Here is a 17,273-nt window from a genome sequence, read left to right on the forward strand (position 1 = left end):
GCGGGTCGTCCTGGGGTTGCAGGCCCAACGCCCGCAAGCCGGGCAGGTTCCGGGCGGGTCTGCTGCGCCTTGTCGCCACCTGCCCGCTGGCCTAGACACATCCTGCAAACCGAGCGGGGGACAGCATGACGCATCTCTGGGTCCGGGCGGAAAACCGCCCCAACGAAGACCGGGTGGGTATCACCCCCGAAGGCGTAGCGGCGCTGATCGCCCAAGGCATGACTGTGACGGTCGAAGACAGCCCCAGCCGGGTCATTCAGATCGACGAATACCGCAAGGCCGGGGCCGAGATCGCCCCCGCCGGCGCCTGGGTCGATGCGCCGGACGAGGCGATCATCTTTGGCCTCAAGGAGCTGCCCGAGGATGGCACGCCGCTGAAGCACCGCCACATCATGTTCGGCCATGCCTTCAAGGGCCAGCCGGCGGGCCGGGTGCTGCTGAAGCGGTTCAAGGCCGGGGGCGGCAGCCTTTATGATCTCGAGTATCTGCTGGACGAGAACGGCCGACGGCTGGCGGCCTTCGGCTATTGGGCCGGGTTCGCCGGGGCGGCGGTCTCGCTGAAGGCCTGGGCGGCGCAGCAGCAGGGCGGCATCTGCGGGCCGGTGCGCAGTTGGCCCGACAAGGAGGCGATGATGACCGACCTGCGCGCGGCGCTGGACGGCACCGGACGCCCGCGCCCCTCGACCATCGTCATCGGCGCCAATGGCCGGGTGGGCACCGGCGCCAGCGACCTGCTGACGGCGATGGGCTGTTCGGTCACCAGATGGGACATGGCCGAGACCGCCAGCGGCGGACCCTTCCCGCAGATCCTGATGCACGGCGTCTTCATCAACGCCATCCTCGCCAATCCCGGCTGCCCGGTCTTCGTCCCGGCCGAGGCGGTGCATCCCGGCCGGGCGCTGTCGGTCATCGGCGACGTGGCCTGCGATCCGACCAGCGAGTTTTCCCCGATCAAGGTCTATGACCGCACGACCACTTGGGCCGAGCCGGTGCTGCGGGTGACTGATCACCCAGTTCTGGACGTGATGGCCATCGACAACCTGCCCTCGATGCTGCCGCGCGAAAGCAGCCTCGACTATGCCGCCCAGCTTCTGCCGGTGCTGAGCCGGCTTGACGCCATCGACGCCGGCCCCTGGGGCGGCGCGCGCGCGTTGTTCATCAAGCATCAAAGCGAGGTCTGACATGACCATCCACTGGATCGGCACCGGTCTTTCCGCCATTCCCGGCCTGCGCCGCCTGATCCGCGAGGGGCGGCCTGTCGTGGTGTGGAACCGCACCGAGGCCAAGGCCCGCGAGGCCGTGGGCGACCTGACCGACGACATCCGCGCCTATTCGCCCGAGGCGCTGGCGGGCGCGGTGACGAAGGGCGACATCATCGTCTCGATGCTGCCCGCCGATCAGCATGTGGCGCTGGCCCGGATGGCGATCGACAAGGGCGCGCGCTTCGTCAGCTCCAGCTATATCGCCCCCGAGATGGCGGCACTGGACGCGGCGGCGAAGGCGGCGGGCGTCGCGGTGGTGAACGAGGTCGGGCTGGACCCCGGCATCGATCACATCATGGCGCATGAGCTGGTGGCGGATTACCGGCAGATGGCCAAGCCCGGCGATGTCATAAGCTTCACCTCCTATTGCGGCGGCGTGCCGAAATACATCAACACCTTCCGCTACAAGTTCAGCTGGTCGCCGCTTGGCGTGCTGCGGGCGCTGCGCTCGCCGTCGAGATCGATCCGGGGCGGCGAGACCCGCGACGTGTCCCGGCCCTGGCTGGCGGTCGAAACCTATGACGCGCCCTTGCCCACGCCCGAACGGTTCGAGGTCTATCCCAACCGCGACTCGCTGCCCTTCCTGCGGCAATACGGCTTCGACCCGGCATGGCAGGTCGATGAGTTCGTCCGGGGCACCATCCGCCTGAAGGGCTGGAAGGAAGCCTGGACCCCGGTCTTCGAGGAGATCGAGACCTTGCAGGGCGAGGCGGGCGAGGCCCGGCTGCGCGCGATGGCCGAGGAATTCTGGCGCGCCAATGCCTATGCGCCGGGCGAGGCCGACCGGGTGGTGCTGTTCGTTGCGCTGAAGGCCGAACGGGATGGCAAGACCGTCTGGCACAAGGAATGGGTGCTCGACGCGCATGGCGACCGGGCGGGTTCGGCGATGGCCAAGCTGGTTTCCGTGCCAGTGGCGCTGGCGGTCGAGGCGGTGGCCGATGGCCGGATTGCGCCGGGGGTCCATGCCGCGCCCGAAGATCCCGAGCTGGTGGCGGGCTGGCTGGTCGAGGTCGGCCAGATCGCCCAGCATCTGGCCAAGGTGAACCACCTGAAGGCGTGAGCCAGCCAACGCAGATGTGAAGCGCCGGGCGGCGCAGGGGCCGGAACGGATCGATCCCGCATCGGTTGGATTCCCAAGTCATTGCCAAGGGAAGGTTCCGCCATGAAACGCATTGCCCTGACCGCCGCCTCGGCCCTTCTGGCAAGCGCCGCCTGCGCCCAGGATTTCAACAGCGAGGCGCCGAACGCCCCCGACCAGCAGCCCGCCTTCGAGGGCCAGACGCGCGCGCCGGTGCTGGCCGATGACCTGCGGCTTTCGACCGAGGCCGTGGCCGAGGGGCTGGAAAACCCCTGGGGCATGGCGGAGCTGCCGGGTGGTGAATGGCTGGTGACAGAGCGGCCGGGCCGGATGCGGCTGGTCGGGGCGGATGGCAGCCTGTCCGTGCCGATTACCGGCCTGCCCGAGGTCGACAACCGCGATCAGGGCGGGCTGCTGGACGTGGCCGTCGCCAATGATTTCGCCCAGACCCGCCGGGTCTGGTGGAGCTTCTCGGAGCCGCGCGAGGAGGGCAAGACCGGCACCGCGGTCGGCACCGGCACCCTCTCTGCCGATGGAACGGCGATGGAGGATGTGCGCGTCATCTTCCGGCAGCAGCCGGCCTGGGATTCGGCCATGCATTACGGCTCGCGGCTGGTCTTCGACAACGAGGGCGGGCTTTTCGTCACCACCGGCGAGCGTTCGCATCCCGAGCCGCGCCAGCTGGCGCAGGATGTGACCACGCATCTGGGCAAGGTGCTGCGGATCAGCCCGGATGGCGGCGCCGCGCCCGGCAACCCGGCGATCGAGGGCGGTCAGCCGGAAATCTGGTCCTATGGCCACCGCAACCTGCAGGCGGCGGCGCTGGCGCCCGACGGCACGCTCTGGACCGTCGAGCATGGGCCGCGCGGCGGGGACGAGTTGAATCACCCGCAGGCCGGCCGGAACTATGGCTGGCCGGTCATCACCTATGGTCAGGAATACAGCGGCGATCCCATCGGCGAGGGCCTGACCGCGCAGGAGGGGATGGAGCAGCCGGTCTATTACTGGGATCCGGTCATCGCCCCGAGCGGGATGGAGTTCTACCAGGGCGAGATGTTCCCCGAATGGCAGGGCGATGCACTGGTGGGAGGCATGGGCGCGCTGGCTCTGGTGCGGCTGGAACTTGACGGCGAACGCGTGACCGGCGAGGCGCGGCATCTGCAGAATATCGGACGGGTCCGCGATGTGGATGTGGACCGCGACGGGGCGGTGATGCTGCTGATCGACGATCCCGAGGGCAGCATGATCCGCGTGACACGGGGCGACTAGCTGCGCCCCGGTTCGGCGTCTGGCGTCTGGCGTCTGGCGGTTGGCGTCGCGGCGTGGCATTGCTGCGGCTGTAGTTTGACGAGGGTTTTTCATGTTGCGAGTTACCGGAACGGTTCTGTCTCTGCTCTGCCTTGGCCCGGCCATGGCGCAGGACTTCAACGATACTCCGCCCAATGCGACGGCTCAGTCCCCCGCCTTCGTGGGCCAGACCCGCGCGCCGCTGCTGACCGACGAGATCCCGCTGGAAACGACCGCGGTGGTCGAGGGGCTGGAACATCCCTGGGGCATGGCTGAACTGCCGGATGGAAGCTGGCTGGTCACAGAGCGCCCGGGCCGGCTGCGGCTGGTTTCCCCGGAAGGTGCGCTGTCGGCGCCGATCACAGGCCTGCCGGAGGTCGATCCGCGCGGGCAGGGCGGTTTGCTGGACGTGGTTGTCAACGATGATTTCCCCGAGACCCGCCGCGTCTGGTGGAGCTTTGCCGAACCGCGCGCCAAGTGGAAAAGCCTGATCCGTGGCCGCAACTACGCCGCCAGCCGCACCGCCGTCGCCACCGGAACCCTGTCCGAGGACGGCACCACCATCGAGAATGCCGAGGTAATCTTCCGGCAGGACCCGGCCTGGCATGGCAATTCGCATTTTGGTTCGCGGCTGGTGTTTGACCCCGAGGGCGCGCTGTTCGTGACCACCGGCGATCGCTCGGACCCCGAGGCGAGCCCGCTGGCGCAGGACCCGGCCACGCATATCGGCAAGGTGCTGCGCCTTGCCCCCGAGGGCGGACCGGCGGCGGGCAATCCCGAGATCGAGGGCGGCCAGCCCGAGGTGTGGTCGCTTGGCCATCGCAACCTGCAGGCCGCCGCACTGGCGCCCGACGGGCATCTGTGGACTGTGGAACACGGCCCGCAGGGCGGGGATGAGTTGAACCGGCCCGAGCCGGGCGGCAATTACGGCTGGCCGGTCATCAGCTATGGTCAGGATTACAGCGGCGAACCCGTAAGCGACGGCCAAACCGAGGCCGAAACGATGGAGCAGCCGGTCTATTACTGGGACCCGGTCATCGCCCCCAGCGGCATGGCCTTCTATACCGGCGAGATGTTCCCCGAATGGTCGGGCGACGCGCTGATCGGCGGACTCGCCGGCATGGCGCTGGTGCGGCTGCGGCTGGCCGATGGCAAGGTCGTCGGCGAGGCCCGGCACTTGCAGGATATCGGCCGGGTGCGCGATGTCGAGGTCGCCAGCGACGGCGCCATCATGCTGCTGATCGATGACCCCGAAGCCCCGATGATCCGGGTGACGCGGGACGTGGGCGAGGCGTCCTAGACCGGCTTCTGCAACTCGTCCTCGGCGGCCTCGGGCGAGAGGCCAAGCGCCTCCATCCCGGCCTCGAGGTAATCGGCCAGTTGCGGGTCGCCCATCAGGTAATCCTCGGTCGGCGTGGTTCGCTCGGCCCGCGCGGTGGCGATGGCCTCGTCCAGATCCTCGGCGTCAAAGCTGTCGCGGCCGATCCACATGACCGCCACGAGGCTGGCCTGTTCGTCCTCGTTCAGGCCTTCGATGAAGTCGTGCAGCTCGGTTCGCGTGCCATACTGGCGGCGCTGGCCGTTATCGGCCCAGGCATCAATGCTGCTGCCATATTCGCGGGCGCGGATGATGACATGGGCGATCTTGTCCGGGGCAATCTGCAGCATGACGGGCCTTTCGGGTTGGCCCATGGTGGGCCTCGCCAGCCTGCGGGTCAATCCTTGCGGCCGAACAAACGCTCGATATCGGCCAGTGGCAATTTGACCCAGGTGGGCCGGCCATGGTTGCACTGGCCGGATTTCGGCACCCGTTCCATCTCGCGCAGCAGCGCGTTCATCTCGTCGGCCGTCATTCGCCTGCCCGAACGCACCGAGCCATGGCAGGCCATGGATGAGAGCACCGCATCGATCCGCCCCCTCAGCCGGTCCGAGGCGCCCTGATCGGCCAGATCGTCCAGAATATCGCGGATCAGTGCGCCCGCGTTCAGCCGGGACAGCAGCGCCGGCACCTCGCGCACGGCCACGCTGCCGCCACCGAACGGTTCGATCACCAGCCCCAGCACCGCCAGATCCCCGGCGATGGACAGGATCTGCGCCGCCTCGGATTCCGACAGCTCGACGATCTCGGGGATCAAGAGCGACTGGCTGGCGATGCCGTTTTCCTCGGCCTGCGCCTTCAGCCGTTCATAGACCAGCCGCTCATGCGCCGCGTGCTGGTCGACAATGACCAGCCCGTCTTCGGTCTGGGCGATGATGTAATTCTCGTGGATCTGGGCACGGGCGGCGCCAAGCGGTGCATTGCCCGGCGCGGGCACGGCTTCCGGCATCGGCTCGAAACGGGCAGAGGGGGATTCGGCGAAACCGGGGGTCTCGAAAACAGGTGCTTCGAAGACCGGCGCCTGCAGGTCCATCGAGGCGCGCCGGGCGCTGGCCGAGGGGCGATAGTCCATCTGGTAGGGGCGCGGGGTCACGCCCTCCGGCTCGACCCGGAAGGCCCCCAGCGTCGCCGTGCCGACGGTCGTCGAGGCGCGATGCCCGGCCCCCGCCAGCGCGTGCCGCAGGGCACTGACCACGAGGCCACGCGCCAGACCGGGATCGCGGAAGCGCACTTCCGCCTTGGCCGGGTGGACGTTCACATCCACGAGCTGCGGGTCACAGGTCAGGAACAGCACCGCCGCCGGATGCCGGCCCGAGGCCAGCACATCCATGTAACCCGCCCGCATCGCCCCGGTCAGCAGCTTGTCCCGCACCGGGCGGCCATTGACATAGACATGCTGCGCCACTGCCGCGCCGCGCGAATAGGTGGGCAGGGCGGCAAAGCCGGTCAGGGTGATCTCGTCGCGGGTGGCGTCGATCGGCAGGGCATTGTCGATGAAGTCGCGGCCCATGACGCGGGCCAGACGGGCCTGCAGCGCGCCGAAGAGTTCGCCCTGTTCGGCATCGGCGCGGAACACCACGCGGTCGCCATCGGTCAGGGTGAAGCCGACATAGGGCTCGGACATGGCAAGGCGCTTGACCACATCGGCGATGGCCTGCGCCTCGGCCCGGTCGGTGCGCATGAATTTCAGCCGTGCCGGCGTGGCGAAGAACAGGTCGCGCAGCTCGACCACGGTGCCGCGATTGCCGCCGGCGGGGCGCACGGGCTGCATCCGGCCCCCGGCCACGGTGATGCTGGCGCCGTCCGCGCCGGTGGCGCGCGAGGTGATGGTCAGTCGCCCGACCGCACCAAGGCTGGGCAGGGCCTCGCCGCGAAAGCCGAAGCTGCGGATGTTCAGCAGGTCCGAGCCGTCGATCTTGCTGGTCGCATGGCGGGCCAATGCCAAGGGCAGATCCTCGGCCAACATGCCGCAGCCGTCATCGCTGACCCGGATCAGGCCCTTGCCGCCATCGGCGATGGTGATTTCGATGCGGGTCGCGCCGGCATCCAGCGCGTTCTCGACCAGCTCCTTCACCGCCGAGGCGGGCCGTTCCACGACCTCGCCGGCCGCGATGCGATTCGCGGCGGCCTCGTCCAACTGCCGGATAACAGGGCGGATATGGGGTGTCGGGCTGTTCATGCCCCCAGATATAGCATTGTGGGTCGGCTGCGGGAAGGAATTCATCCCGGGATCGCCGCCGCGAGGAAACCGGATTGCCCAATCATTCGTTGAGCCGGGCAAACACATTCAACTCAAGGAGATTGGCCATGACGAAAATCGCTATCCTTCTGTGCGGCGCTGCCCTGACGCTGGCGGCCTGCGGACCGAACACCGCGACCCGTGCGACCACGGGCGCCGCCACCGGTGCCGTCGTGGCCGGCCCTGTGGGCGCCGTGGCGGGTGCGGCACTCGGCGGTACGGGTGCGGTGCGGGTGAACCCGTAACAATTCAACCGTAACGAGTTGACCGCGCCGGGGACGACCCTCAGTTCGTCTGCGGCGCGGCTTCGGCTTCGGTCGCGTCATCCGTGACGCCGACCGGTCGGCCGACCAGCACGAAGCGCAGCTCATCGGCCTTGAGCAACCGCTCGGCCACGCGCTGCACATCCTCTTTCGTCACCGCCTCGACCATGCCGTTGCGCGTGTTGACGTAGTCGATGGGCAGGCCGATCAGCTGCATCCCGGCGAGGATGCCCGCGATCTTGCCATTGCCGTCGAAGCGCAGTGCATATTCCCCGGTCAGGTAGGTCTTGGCGTCGGTCAGTTCCTTGTCGCTGACGCCCTCGGCCATGCGGCCCCATTCCTGCCGGATCAGATCGACCCCCTCGGCCACCTTCTCGTTGGCGCTGGCCATGCCACCGGCCCAGGTCTGGCCATAGATGCCGGTCGCCAGCCCGGTGCCGATGCCATAGGTCAGCCCGCGCTTTTCGCGGATCTCGTCCATCATCCGCGAGGAAAAGCCGCCGCCGCCCATGATGTGATTGGCGACCGTGGCGGCGAAGTAATCGGGATCGTCGATCGGCAGGCCCGGCCCGGAGAAGGTCACGATGGTCTGCGGGCTGTCCCAGTCAACCACGGTCACGCCCGGCGTGAGTTGCAGGTTCGCCGGTTCGGGCAGGGGCGCGGTACCGGTTTCCGGCAGCCCGCCCAGGATGGTGTCCAGCAGCAGGCCCAGTTCCTCGGGGGTGATGTCGCCCGCCGCGCCCACGACGACACGGTCGCGCGCCAGCACGCGGTTCTTGGCGGCGATCAGATCCTGCTGGGTCAGCGCCGCCAGCGATTGCTGGGTGCCGTTCACCGACGAGCCATAGGGATGATCGCCCCAGGCCTGGCGGGCCATTTCCTTGGCGGCGATGCTTTGCGGCTCGGTCGCCTCGGAGCGGATGATCGCCTGCACCTGTGCGCGAACCCGCTCGACCGCATCGGCGTCAAAGCGCGGCTGGGTCAGGGCAAGACGCAGGAGTTCGGCGGATTCGTCGCGGTTCTCTGTCAGGGTGCTGAGGTTGATCGACAGCTCGTCATCGCTGACATCGAAGTTCAACCTTGCGCCAAGCGCCTCGATTTCCTGCGCGAAGGCGGTGGAATCCATCGGTCCGGCGCCCTCTTCCAGCGTCGCGGTCATCAGGTTGATCGCACCGCGCTTGCCCTCGGCCTCCAGCGAGGCGCCGCCCTTGAAGTCGAGCGAGATTGCGGTGAAGGGGATCGTATGATCCTCGACCAGCCAGGCCTTGATGCCGGCGGGCGAAGTCACGTCCTGAATTTCGATGGCCTGGGCCGGCAGGGCCAGCATCGTCAGGATCAGGGCGAAGGTGGCGCGGATCATCCCTGTTTCTCCTCTTTGGGGGCGGCCTTGGTGGTTGCCGGCGTCCCGGCTTCGGTCCCGGCAGGCGGTTCGGGCAGAAGCCAGCCGGTGACGGTCGCGTCGCTCTCCAGCACCTCGCGGGCAGCGGCCATCACATCCTCGGCGGTCACGGCGTCCAGAATATTCGGCCAGTCGTTCACATCCTCGACGGTCAGCCCGGTGGCCAGACCCTGCCCGTAATCATAGGCGCGGCCATGGGCCGAATCCTGGGCATAGATCTTGGCGGCGCGGATGCCGGTCTTGACCCGTTCCAGGTCTTCGGGGTCGGGGCCGGTCTCGAGGAATTTTGCCAGCACGGCGTCGAACTGCGCCTCGGCCTCCTCGGGCGTCACGTCGTCGGCGGGCACCATGGACAGGTAGAAGGTGGTGGGATCGACGGCCAGCCCGTCATAGCCCGCGCCCACCCACAGCACCTTGCCGGGAAGCGCCAGCTCGCGCCCCAGAACCGAGGTCTGCATCGACCCGCCCAGCAGTTCCGACAGAACCGTCAGCGCCGCCGCCGTCTTCTGGTCGCCGGGATTGCGCTCGGCCGCCAGAGTCGTGCGAATCATCGTGGGCTGCGCCACGCGCGGATCAACCCGGCTCATCCGGCGGGGCGCATCCTGCTCGGGCTCCTGCGGACGGGTTCGCGGGGAGATGTCGCCATGGGCGGCGATGGGACCGTAATACTGTTCAGCCAGCTCGCGCGCCCGCTCCGGGGTCACGTCGCCGGCCAGCACCAGAACCGCATTGTTGGGGGCATAATGCGCGTCATACCAGGCAATCGCATCGTCGCGGGTCAGCCCCTCCATCTCGGAACGCCAGCCGATCACCGGGCGGCCATAGGGATGGTTGTAGAACTGCACGGCATTGCGTTCCTCGCCGAAGAGCGCACTCGGGTCGCTGTCGGTGCGCTGTGCGCGTTCCTCCAGCACCACCTCGCGCTCGGCCTGCCAGTCATCCTCGCCGATCTTCAGATTGGCCATGCGGTCGGCTTCCATCTCCATGATCAGCGGCAGGCGATCGGCAGCGATGCGCTGGAAATAGGTGGTGAAATCATAGGAAGTGAAGGCGTTGTCATTGCCTCCATTGGCAGTCACGGTTTTCGACAACTCGCCCGGCGCTAGCTTGTCGGTGCCCTTGAACATCAGATGTTCCAGATAATGCGCGATGCCGGATTTGCCCGGGGCCTCGTCGGCCGAGCCGATCTTGTACCACAGCATCTGCACCACGACCGGGGCGCGGTGATCCTCGATCACCACGGTTTCCAGCCCGTTGGGCAAGGTGAAATGACTGATGCCCTCGGGCATCTCGGCCAGCGCGACCGCCGGCAGGGCGGTCAGGGCGGCGGTCAGAAAAAGGGCGCGCATGGAAAGCTCCGGCAGGGACGAGCAGAAGGTGCAGCCGCCGCCCGCCGGGCGCAAGCCGCCCTCGCGCGTTTGTGTGGACAGAGACCCTGCGACGCGGTGGCGCGGACCCTGTGCATATTCGGTCCGGTCGACCAAAACCTGCCCTTTTCGATAGTTTTTTGTCGGTTGACTTGCCGAAAATGCTCTGGTCAAGCGAGGTATGATTTGATTTTTATGTTTCTGTAGGTAGCAAGCGCGCAAGTCTTGATGCGCAAGGACGAGTAATATGGTTGTTTGGTTGTCGCGCCCCCATGATTGCATGGTGGCAAAAGGGTTCCGCTGGTCGCATTTCCGCCAGAGCACGGCGCTGATCGGCGCGACCTTGCTGTTCTGCCTTGCCGGTGTCGGCGCAGAGGCAGACACGCTGTATTACAATCGTGGGCAGAATGGCGGCACGCCGAACCCGGCAACCGATGGCGGCATCTGGTCGACGAGCTCGACTCACACTGTCTGGGTTGAACGTGACGGCGACGACTACGCAACAGAAAACACCCGGTTCCGGAACCGGGATGACGTTCACTTCCTCACCCCGGGCGGCGCCCCGATCATCGTCCATGTCTATGAGACTGTGCAGCCCGGCGACATCGTCGTCGAGCGGGGCACGTTCGAATTCGAGGATGATCTTGCGCTGCGCGGCATCATCTTCGCCGACAACCTGATCGTCGCGGCAGACGGCACACTGAATCTAGACGCCGAGATGACCGTAGAAGACGCGGCAACGGTCGAGGGCGCACTGGTGATCCGCGAGGATACCACGTTGTTCATGTCCGATCTGCCTGGCGGAGCGGAAAACGCGATTGACATCAATGGCGGCAGGCTGACGGTCGACGGAACCATTGACGGGGGCGTGGACCTCAATGCGGATGGAGTTCTGACTCTGGGCGACGGCTCGCGCATCACCGGCACTCTCACCGTCGCCAATACTGTCTATGACGGGGCCGGGCATGTCGGCGGATTGAAGGTCGAGGACAGTGCCAATGTCACCTTCGCTGGCGCCAATGCCGAGGTGAATGGAAATGTCACCAACGCGGGGCTGCTGACACTGGGCGAGGGCCGCTATGGCGGCAGGCTGTCCAACAGCGGAACGCTTGCCCTTATCGATGACGTTGCCTTTGAAGATTCCAATCCCGCGATCAGCCTGGACGGCGAAAACCAGGCCGGGGCGACGATCCGGGTAGACAGTGGCAACCACACTCTGTCTTTCGTGCAGAATTTCCAGAACGACGGAACGCTGCAGGTCCTCGGCACCGGCAACTCGCTGACTATCCAGTCGGGGCTGCTGACATTAAATCAGGGCACAGCGATTACGGGCAATGTCATCCTGTCCGGGGCGATCCGCAGCCTTGCCGATCTGGATCTGGTCCATGTGCCGGTGCTTCGGGGGAATTTCACCAATACGATCGACGGAACGGCGACCGTGACCGGCGATGTCGTTGGGAACGGGCGGCTTTTCACCAACGTTGGCCGCCTTCTGGTGACGGGCGGCGATCTGACCGGGCTTGCCAGCCTGCAGAATACCGGCACCGTCAATGTCGCCGCAGGCCAAACCCTCGGCGCGACCACGATCTCGCATGACGCCGGCACGCTGACCAGTCTAGGCGCGCTTGCGGGCGAGATCAGCTCATCTTCGACCGCCCAGATCCAGGGCCGGGTCGACGGGCGCTTCGAGGTTGCCGATGGTCAAACCACGATCACCGGTGCGCTGACCGCGACCGGAGGAGATGACGACCGTTCGCTCGTCGTCCGTTCCTCGGGCGAGTTGATCATTGCCGACGACACTACGGTGACGACGGACAATCTGGTCAATGACGGTCGGCTCGTTCTGGGAACGACCGCGTCGGAAGCGACCGATACCGTCATCAACGGCAATGTCATCAACTCGGGCGAGTTGAGCGGCGACGCGCGGATTACCGGGAACCTGACCCTCGCCGGCGACAGTGCCATGGATTTCACCGGCATGTTGCTGAGCGTCGATGGCGCGCTGATCAACGATCTCGATACTGCCGTGTTCCTGCGTGACTTCGTGGGCGTGACGTTTGGTTCGGTCGGCAACCTTGGCAACCTGACCATCGGCGATGCCATCACCTCGAATGTGACGAACGATGTCGGTGGCACGCTGAGGGTCAACGCCGCGATCACCGGCGACCTCGCCTCCTACGGGTCAACCACGCTGAACAGCGACGTGATCGGCCAGCTGCGGATTGTGGACGGTACAACCAATGTCGGACCGAACGTGGCGGGTGGCCCGGTGCTGGTCGGCGGCGGGACGACGCGGGAACTGCTCATCTTGGCGGAAGGCGCGCTACTGGTGAACAATGGTGACCTGACCTCCTCGGGTGCGGTCCGCGCGACCGGGCAGGTCCGGGTGTCGCAGCCCCAGACTTTGACCACGCCGCGCCTGATCATCACGGGCGACAGCGACAGCTGGATCCGGGGTACGGTGGCGGGCGCCATCACCGTCGCGGCTGCAGGCCAGTTGGAGTTGAATGGCGGGATCGTCACCGGCCTCGTCACCAACAATGGTCGACTGGATGGGGCCGACACGACCGGCCGGACTGTCCGCCTGCAGGGCGGGCTTGAGAACAGCGGCGTGGTGCGGATGTCCTCGCCGGGCCGCCCGGTCATCATTACAGGTTCGCTGCGCAACGAGGCCGCAGGCGATGCCGAGATCATCGGCAATGTGACCGCCACCAACGACGAAAATGCCAGTGTCGTCAACCTGGGCGAGTTGACCCTGACCGGGAATGTCGCAGGCACGGTCGAGAACAGTGGCATTCTGGAACTGACCGGCAACGCGAACCAGCTGCAGAACAACCTGAACGGCACCGCGACGGTGGACGGCACCGTCGGTCTTGCCGGTGCGCCGGCTGCTTTCGGTGTCATCAATCGCGGCACCCTGAATTTCGACGGCACGATTGCGAACAGCCTGCAGAACTTCGGCAATGCCACCGTCGATGGCACGATCAACGGCAATGCCGTGAACACCGGTACGCTGAATCTCAACGGCACGGTCGCGCTGCAGCTGCAGAACAATGGCACGGGCGCGACGCTGAACATCATCGACGACAGCCAGGCCGCCGAACTGGTCAATACCGGAACGGCCAATATCCGCGTGGGGCAAAGACTCGATCTGACCAGTGGTCAGCTGACAAATGGCAGCGGCGGGAACCTGAACATCTCTGGCAGGGTCGAAACCTCGGCGGCGTCGGGTGTACTGGCGCTGCAGAATGACGCGGGCGGAAGATTGAACCTGGCCAGCGGTGGCACGGTCGCGGGCAACCTGGCCAATGCCGGATCGGCCGGTCTTGGCGGCAGGGTGACGGGCAATGTGACCAACACTGGAACGGGTTCCGTGAGCCTGCTGAATGGCGCCCGGATCGACGGCAGCTTGAACAACCAGGCTGAAGCTTCGCTTGCCGCTGGCGTAACCGCGACTGTGGTTGGTGGCACGAGCAACCAGGGGGAGCTTGAGGTAGAAGGCACGCTTCTGTCGAATCTCGCGAATACTGCGGGCGGCACAGTCGAGATCATCGCCGGTCGGGTTGTCGGCTCGGTCAACAATCTCGCAAATGGCAGCATCATCAGCAGCGGCACGATCACGGGCGATGTGACCAACGCGGGGACCTACTCGACCGATCTCTTCAGCGAGGTTGATGGCGATTTCACCAATGACGGCCTGCTGACCCAGTCGCGGAACAACTCGCAGCTGCTGGTGACAGGGACGATCACCAACAACGGCACGATCAGCGCCGGCAGCTTTGCCGATGCGACGATCCGGATCAACGCCGAGACCTATGTCAATAATGGCACGACCGAGGGAAGCATCGTTCTCGACGCCGATATCGGCAATGTCGATCAGTTGATCTTTCGCGGCAACAGCGAGCTTCTGGGCGACCTGAGCAACCAGGACAACGGCATCGTCCGCGTCTGGGGCAACGTGACCGGGACGGGCGACAATATCATCGCCAACCGCGGCGTTTTCGACGTCTCGGACATCGGGGCACTGACCGAAGTGGACACCATCACCAACTACGATCAGTTCCTGATCGCGGCGGGCGGTCGCGTTCAGGCGAACAGTGTCACCAATGCCGACGGGCTTCTGTCCAGCGGCGGCCGGATCGAGGCCGATCTCTCCAACCGCTCGGGTGCCGAACTGCGCTCGACCGGGACCATCGCCGGAGACCTGAGCAATGCGGGCCTTGCGTCGCTGGCCGGTCGGGTCGAGGGTACGCTACTCACGACTGCGGCTGGCAACACCACCGTTTCGGGCGCGCTGGCAGTGACCGGTCCGTTGCGGAACGACGGCACGATGCAAATTGCGCAGGGCGCAAGGCTCACTTCGGCGCAGACCGTGGTGAACGGAAGCACCGGCACTCTGACCGCAGAGGGCGCGATCACCGGCTCGGTCCTGAACTATGGAGCCGCGCAGATCGTTGGTGGTCTGTCCGGCAATCTGAGCAATGCCGGCGAGGCGCTGCTGTCGGGCGCGGTCGGTGGTGCGTTGGTCAACAACAGTACCGATGCAAGCTCGATCATCCGCGTTCGCGACAACGTGCAGACTGGATCAGTCAACAACCAGAGCGGCATGTTCGTTGTCGGGGCGGGTCGCAGCCTGACCGTGCAGAACCAGTTCCAGAATGGCAGCGATGGCGTTCTGTCCCTTGCCGGAACCGTCAATCTGGGTTCGGACCAGCCGCTGCTCAATGCGACGGGCGGGCGCGTTGCCCTGCTGGCCGGATCGACGCTGAACGGCGATCTGCTGAACGACGGCAGGGCCAATCTGGCCGGCACGGTCGGCGGATCGGTGGTGAACCGCGAGAGCATGACCGGGGCTGGCCAGATTTCCGGCAGCCTGACCAACCAGGGCGGCACCTTCGAAACGGGCAACGATCTGGTTATCGGCGGCGAAATCATCAACGAGCGCGCGCCGCTGACCGGAGGCGCTGCGCAGGGTGGCATGGCACAGCGGGCCGCGCCCGGTGATCCGGCCCTGCTACGGGTCAATGCGAATACGACCGTGACAGCACGCGGCGGCGTCAGCAACGATGCCTATTCGACCGTCGAGGTTGATGGCACGCTGAATGGAAACCTCGTCAATGATGGGCGCGTGACTTTGACCAACCGCCTGAACGGCTCGCTGAACAACCGTGGGACGGCCGAACTCGAGGGCGAGATCAGCCGCGACCTGATCTTCCGCGCGGGCAGCATCGAATTGACAGGCGACCTGACGGTCGGCGGCACCTTCGACGCCTTTCAGGACTTCACCATCGGAAGCGGTCGGAGCCTCACCGCCGGTCTGTACAACAACCGCACGGATCAACGGCTGACACTCGACGGTAATCTCGGCGGTGCCGTGCGCAATGCCGGGATCATCGATGCCGGCAACGGTGTCTCGATCGGCAACCTGACCAATGAAGGAACCGTTCTGGTCGGAAATGCCCTGACCGTTCAGGGTTCGCTGGTCAACAATGGCCGCATGAACATGCAGAACACCACCGTCGGCGACGTCCTTACCGTCACCGGCGGGGCAGGCGGCAACGGTGTCTATGCGCTCGATCTGGACATCAGCGCCAATGGCGGCGCGGGCAGTTCGGACCGGGTCGTGGTGCGCGGCGGTGCTGTCACCGGCTCGGTCCTGCTCAGCTTTGATGCGGGCGATATCGAAGCGCCCAGTGACGAATCCCGGCGCATTCTGGTTTTCGATGTCGATGGCAGTCAGGGCGCGGCGAACAGCTTCACTTTTGCCGGCGAGAACCTGCCGCAGGCAAGTGAACGGATCATCTATGCGCTGGTCAGCGACAGCCAGAGCGGCGATCTCTATGTCACCGACACCATCAACCCGGCGCTTGGCGCGCTGGCCGGCAACCTTGCGCTGACCCAAAGCCTCATCGGCTCGGTGGTCAACCGCCCGACCAGCCCCTTCGTGCCTGGCCTCGCCACCGATGCCGGCGACAAAAAATGCGGTCCCGGAGCCTGGGCGCGCGCCGTCGCGGGTCATGCAACCGCGACCGGACGCAGCCGGAGCGGCGACGTCGCGGCCGCCAGTGAGATCGAGGCGAATTACCGCGGTCTGCAGTTCGGTGGCGATCTGGCCTGTTTCGAAAACAGTGTGAAGGGCTGGAACGTCGCCCTGGGTGTGCTCGGCGGGGTCAACGACGGGTCGACCACGCAACCCGTTTTCATCAACAACTCGACCGATCCGAACAGCACCAGCGGGCTGCTGACCAGCATCAACCGTGGCGAGTTCCGTCAGGTCTACGGCGGCATCTACGCTACGGCGACGCGTGACCGGCTGAGCCTTGACCTGCAGGTGCGCCGCGAGCGGACCGAGTTCACCATCGACAACCAGCCCGTTGGCGACAATGACGGCCTGCAACTGGCGACGCCGGATTTCGACAGCAACGCCACCACCATCAGTGGATCGCTGAGCTATGCCTATGATCTGCCGCGTGACGGCTGGATGTTCGTGCCGACTGCGGGCTTTGCCTTCTCGAACCTCTCTGTCGAGAAAATCACCTTCACCACCGGTGATACGCTGCAGATCGAGGACAGCAAGAACCGCGTGGGCTTCATCGGCGGGACCTTGTCCAAGACCTTCATCAACCCGGACAAGAATTCGGCGATCTATGCCTTCGGCACGGCGACGGTCTACAAGGACTTCGCCGGAGACACCAACTCGGTCTATACCATGGTCGGCGCGGACGGTTCGGTGTTCCGGACTGACAGCCTGTCCTCCAGCAACCTTGGCACCTATGGCGAGCTGAGCCTCGGGGCGAATTACCTGAAGGTGCTGGATACGGGCCGTGCGGGCGCACCGCGCCAGTTCAACGCCTCGATCCGGGTCGATGGCAGGACGGGCGATGTGCTGGACAGCTATGGCGTGACAGCGCAGGTTCGGTTCCAGTTCTGAGGAACGATGCAATGGCCGGGGGGTTGACCCTGCGCGCCGGGTGGCGGAACCTGCGCCGCGCCCGGCGCT

10 protein-coding genes are annotated in these 17,273 nt (G+C 66.0%); 6 read left to right on the forward strand and 4 right to left on the reverse strand.

Translation table 11 applies throughout. The features are described 5' to 3' along the window. Positions 1–125 precede the first annotated feature (125 nt). From Q1A36_RS05045 to Q1A36_RS05060, 4 genes are all read left to right on the forward strand, one after another. Positions 126–1,181 (forward strand): saccharopine dehydrogenase, encoded by a 1,056-nt coding sequence (locus tag Q1A36_RS05045; RefSeq protein WP_299840650.1) that lies wholly within the window; start codon positions 126–128, stop codon positions 1,179–1,181. 1 nt (position 1,182) lies between these two features. Next, complete coding sequence (locus Q1A36_RS05050; RefSeq protein ID WP_299840652.1) at positions 1,183–2,322, forward strand: saccharopine dehydrogenase C-terminal domain-containing protein; 1,140 nt, start codon at positions 1,183–1,185, stop codon at positions 2,320–2,322. A 102-nt stretch (positions 2,323–2,424) separates the two neighbouring features. Continuing rightward, complete coding sequence (locus tag Q1A36_RS05055) at positions 2,425–3,609, forward strand: PQQ-dependent sugar dehydrogenase (RefSeq protein WP_299840654.1); 1,185 nt, start codon at positions 2,425–2,427, stop codon at positions 3,607–3,609. Between the two features lie 91 nt (positions 3,610–3,700). Beyond that, positions 3,701–4,927: a PQQ-dependent sugar dehydrogenase gene (locus tag Q1A36_RS05060; RefSeq protein WP_299840656.1), complete on the forward strand. Its 1,227-nt coding sequence runs from the start codon at positions 3,701–3,703 to the stop codon at positions 4,925–4,927. Here the strand turns inward: Q1A36_RS05060 and Q1A36_RS05065 are convergent. Both Q1A36_RS05065 and mutL read right to left on the reverse strand, forming a co-directional pair. Continuing rightward, the gene (locus Q1A36_RS05065; RefSeq protein WP_299841113.1) at positions 4,924–5,295 is read right to left on the reverse strand and encodes a DUF3775 domain-containing protein; all 372 of its coding nucleotides are present in this window, start codon (positions 5,293–5,295) and stop codon (positions 4,924–4,926) included. The two genes, Q1A36_RS05060 and Q1A36_RS05065, sit on opposite strands and share 4 nt — an antisense overlap. A 47-nt stretch (positions 5,296–5,342) precedes the next feature. Next, complete coding sequence (mutL, locus tag Q1A36_RS05070; RefSeq protein ID WP_299840657.1) at positions 5,343–7,184, reverse strand: DNA mismatch repair endonuclease MutL; 1,842 nt, start codon at positions 7,182–7,184, stop codon at positions 5,343–5,345. Positions 7,185–7,312: 128 nt separating this feature from the next. Here mutL and Q1A36_RS05075 point away from each other — a divergent pair, with 128 nt between their 5' ends. Continuing rightward, complete coding sequence (locus Q1A36_RS05075) at positions 7,313–7,489, forward strand: hypothetical protein (protein WP_198590190.1); 177 nt, start codon at positions 7,313–7,315, stop codon at positions 7,487–7,489. 40 nt (positions 7,490–7,529) lie between these two features. Here the strand turns inward: Q1A36_RS05075 and Q1A36_RS05080 are convergent, their stop codons facing one another. Further along, positions 7,530–8,867: a pitrilysin family protein gene (locus Q1A36_RS05080; RefSeq protein ID WP_299840660.1), complete on the reverse strand. Its 1,338-nt coding sequence runs from the start codon at positions 8,865–8,867 to the stop codon at positions 7,530–7,532. Then, positions 8,864–10,255, reverse strand: coding sequence for a pitrilysin family protein (locus tag Q1A36_RS05085; RefSeq protein WP_299840662.1), 1,392 nt, complete (start codon positions 10,253–10,255; stop codon positions 8,864–8,866). Before Q1A36_RS05085 ends, Q1A36_RS05080 begins: the two co-directional genes overlap by 4 nt. A gap of 265 nt (positions 10,256–10,520) precedes the next feature. Between Q1A36_RS05085 and Q1A36_RS05090 the strand changes: the two genes are divergently transcribed. Then, the gene (locus Q1A36_RS05090) at positions 10,521–17,204 is read left to right on the forward strand and encodes a hypothetical protein (RefSeq protein ID WP_299840663.1); all 6,684 of its coding nucleotides are present in this window, start codon (positions 10,521–10,523) and stop codon (positions 17,202–17,204) included. The last annotated feature ends 69 nt before the right edge of the window (positions 17,205–17,273 follow it).

Source organism: uncultured Paracoccus sp., from assembly GCF_947487305.1.
Taxonomy (GTDB): Bacteria; Pseudomonadota; Alphaproteobacteria; order Rhodobacterales; family Rhodobacteraceae; genus Paracoccus.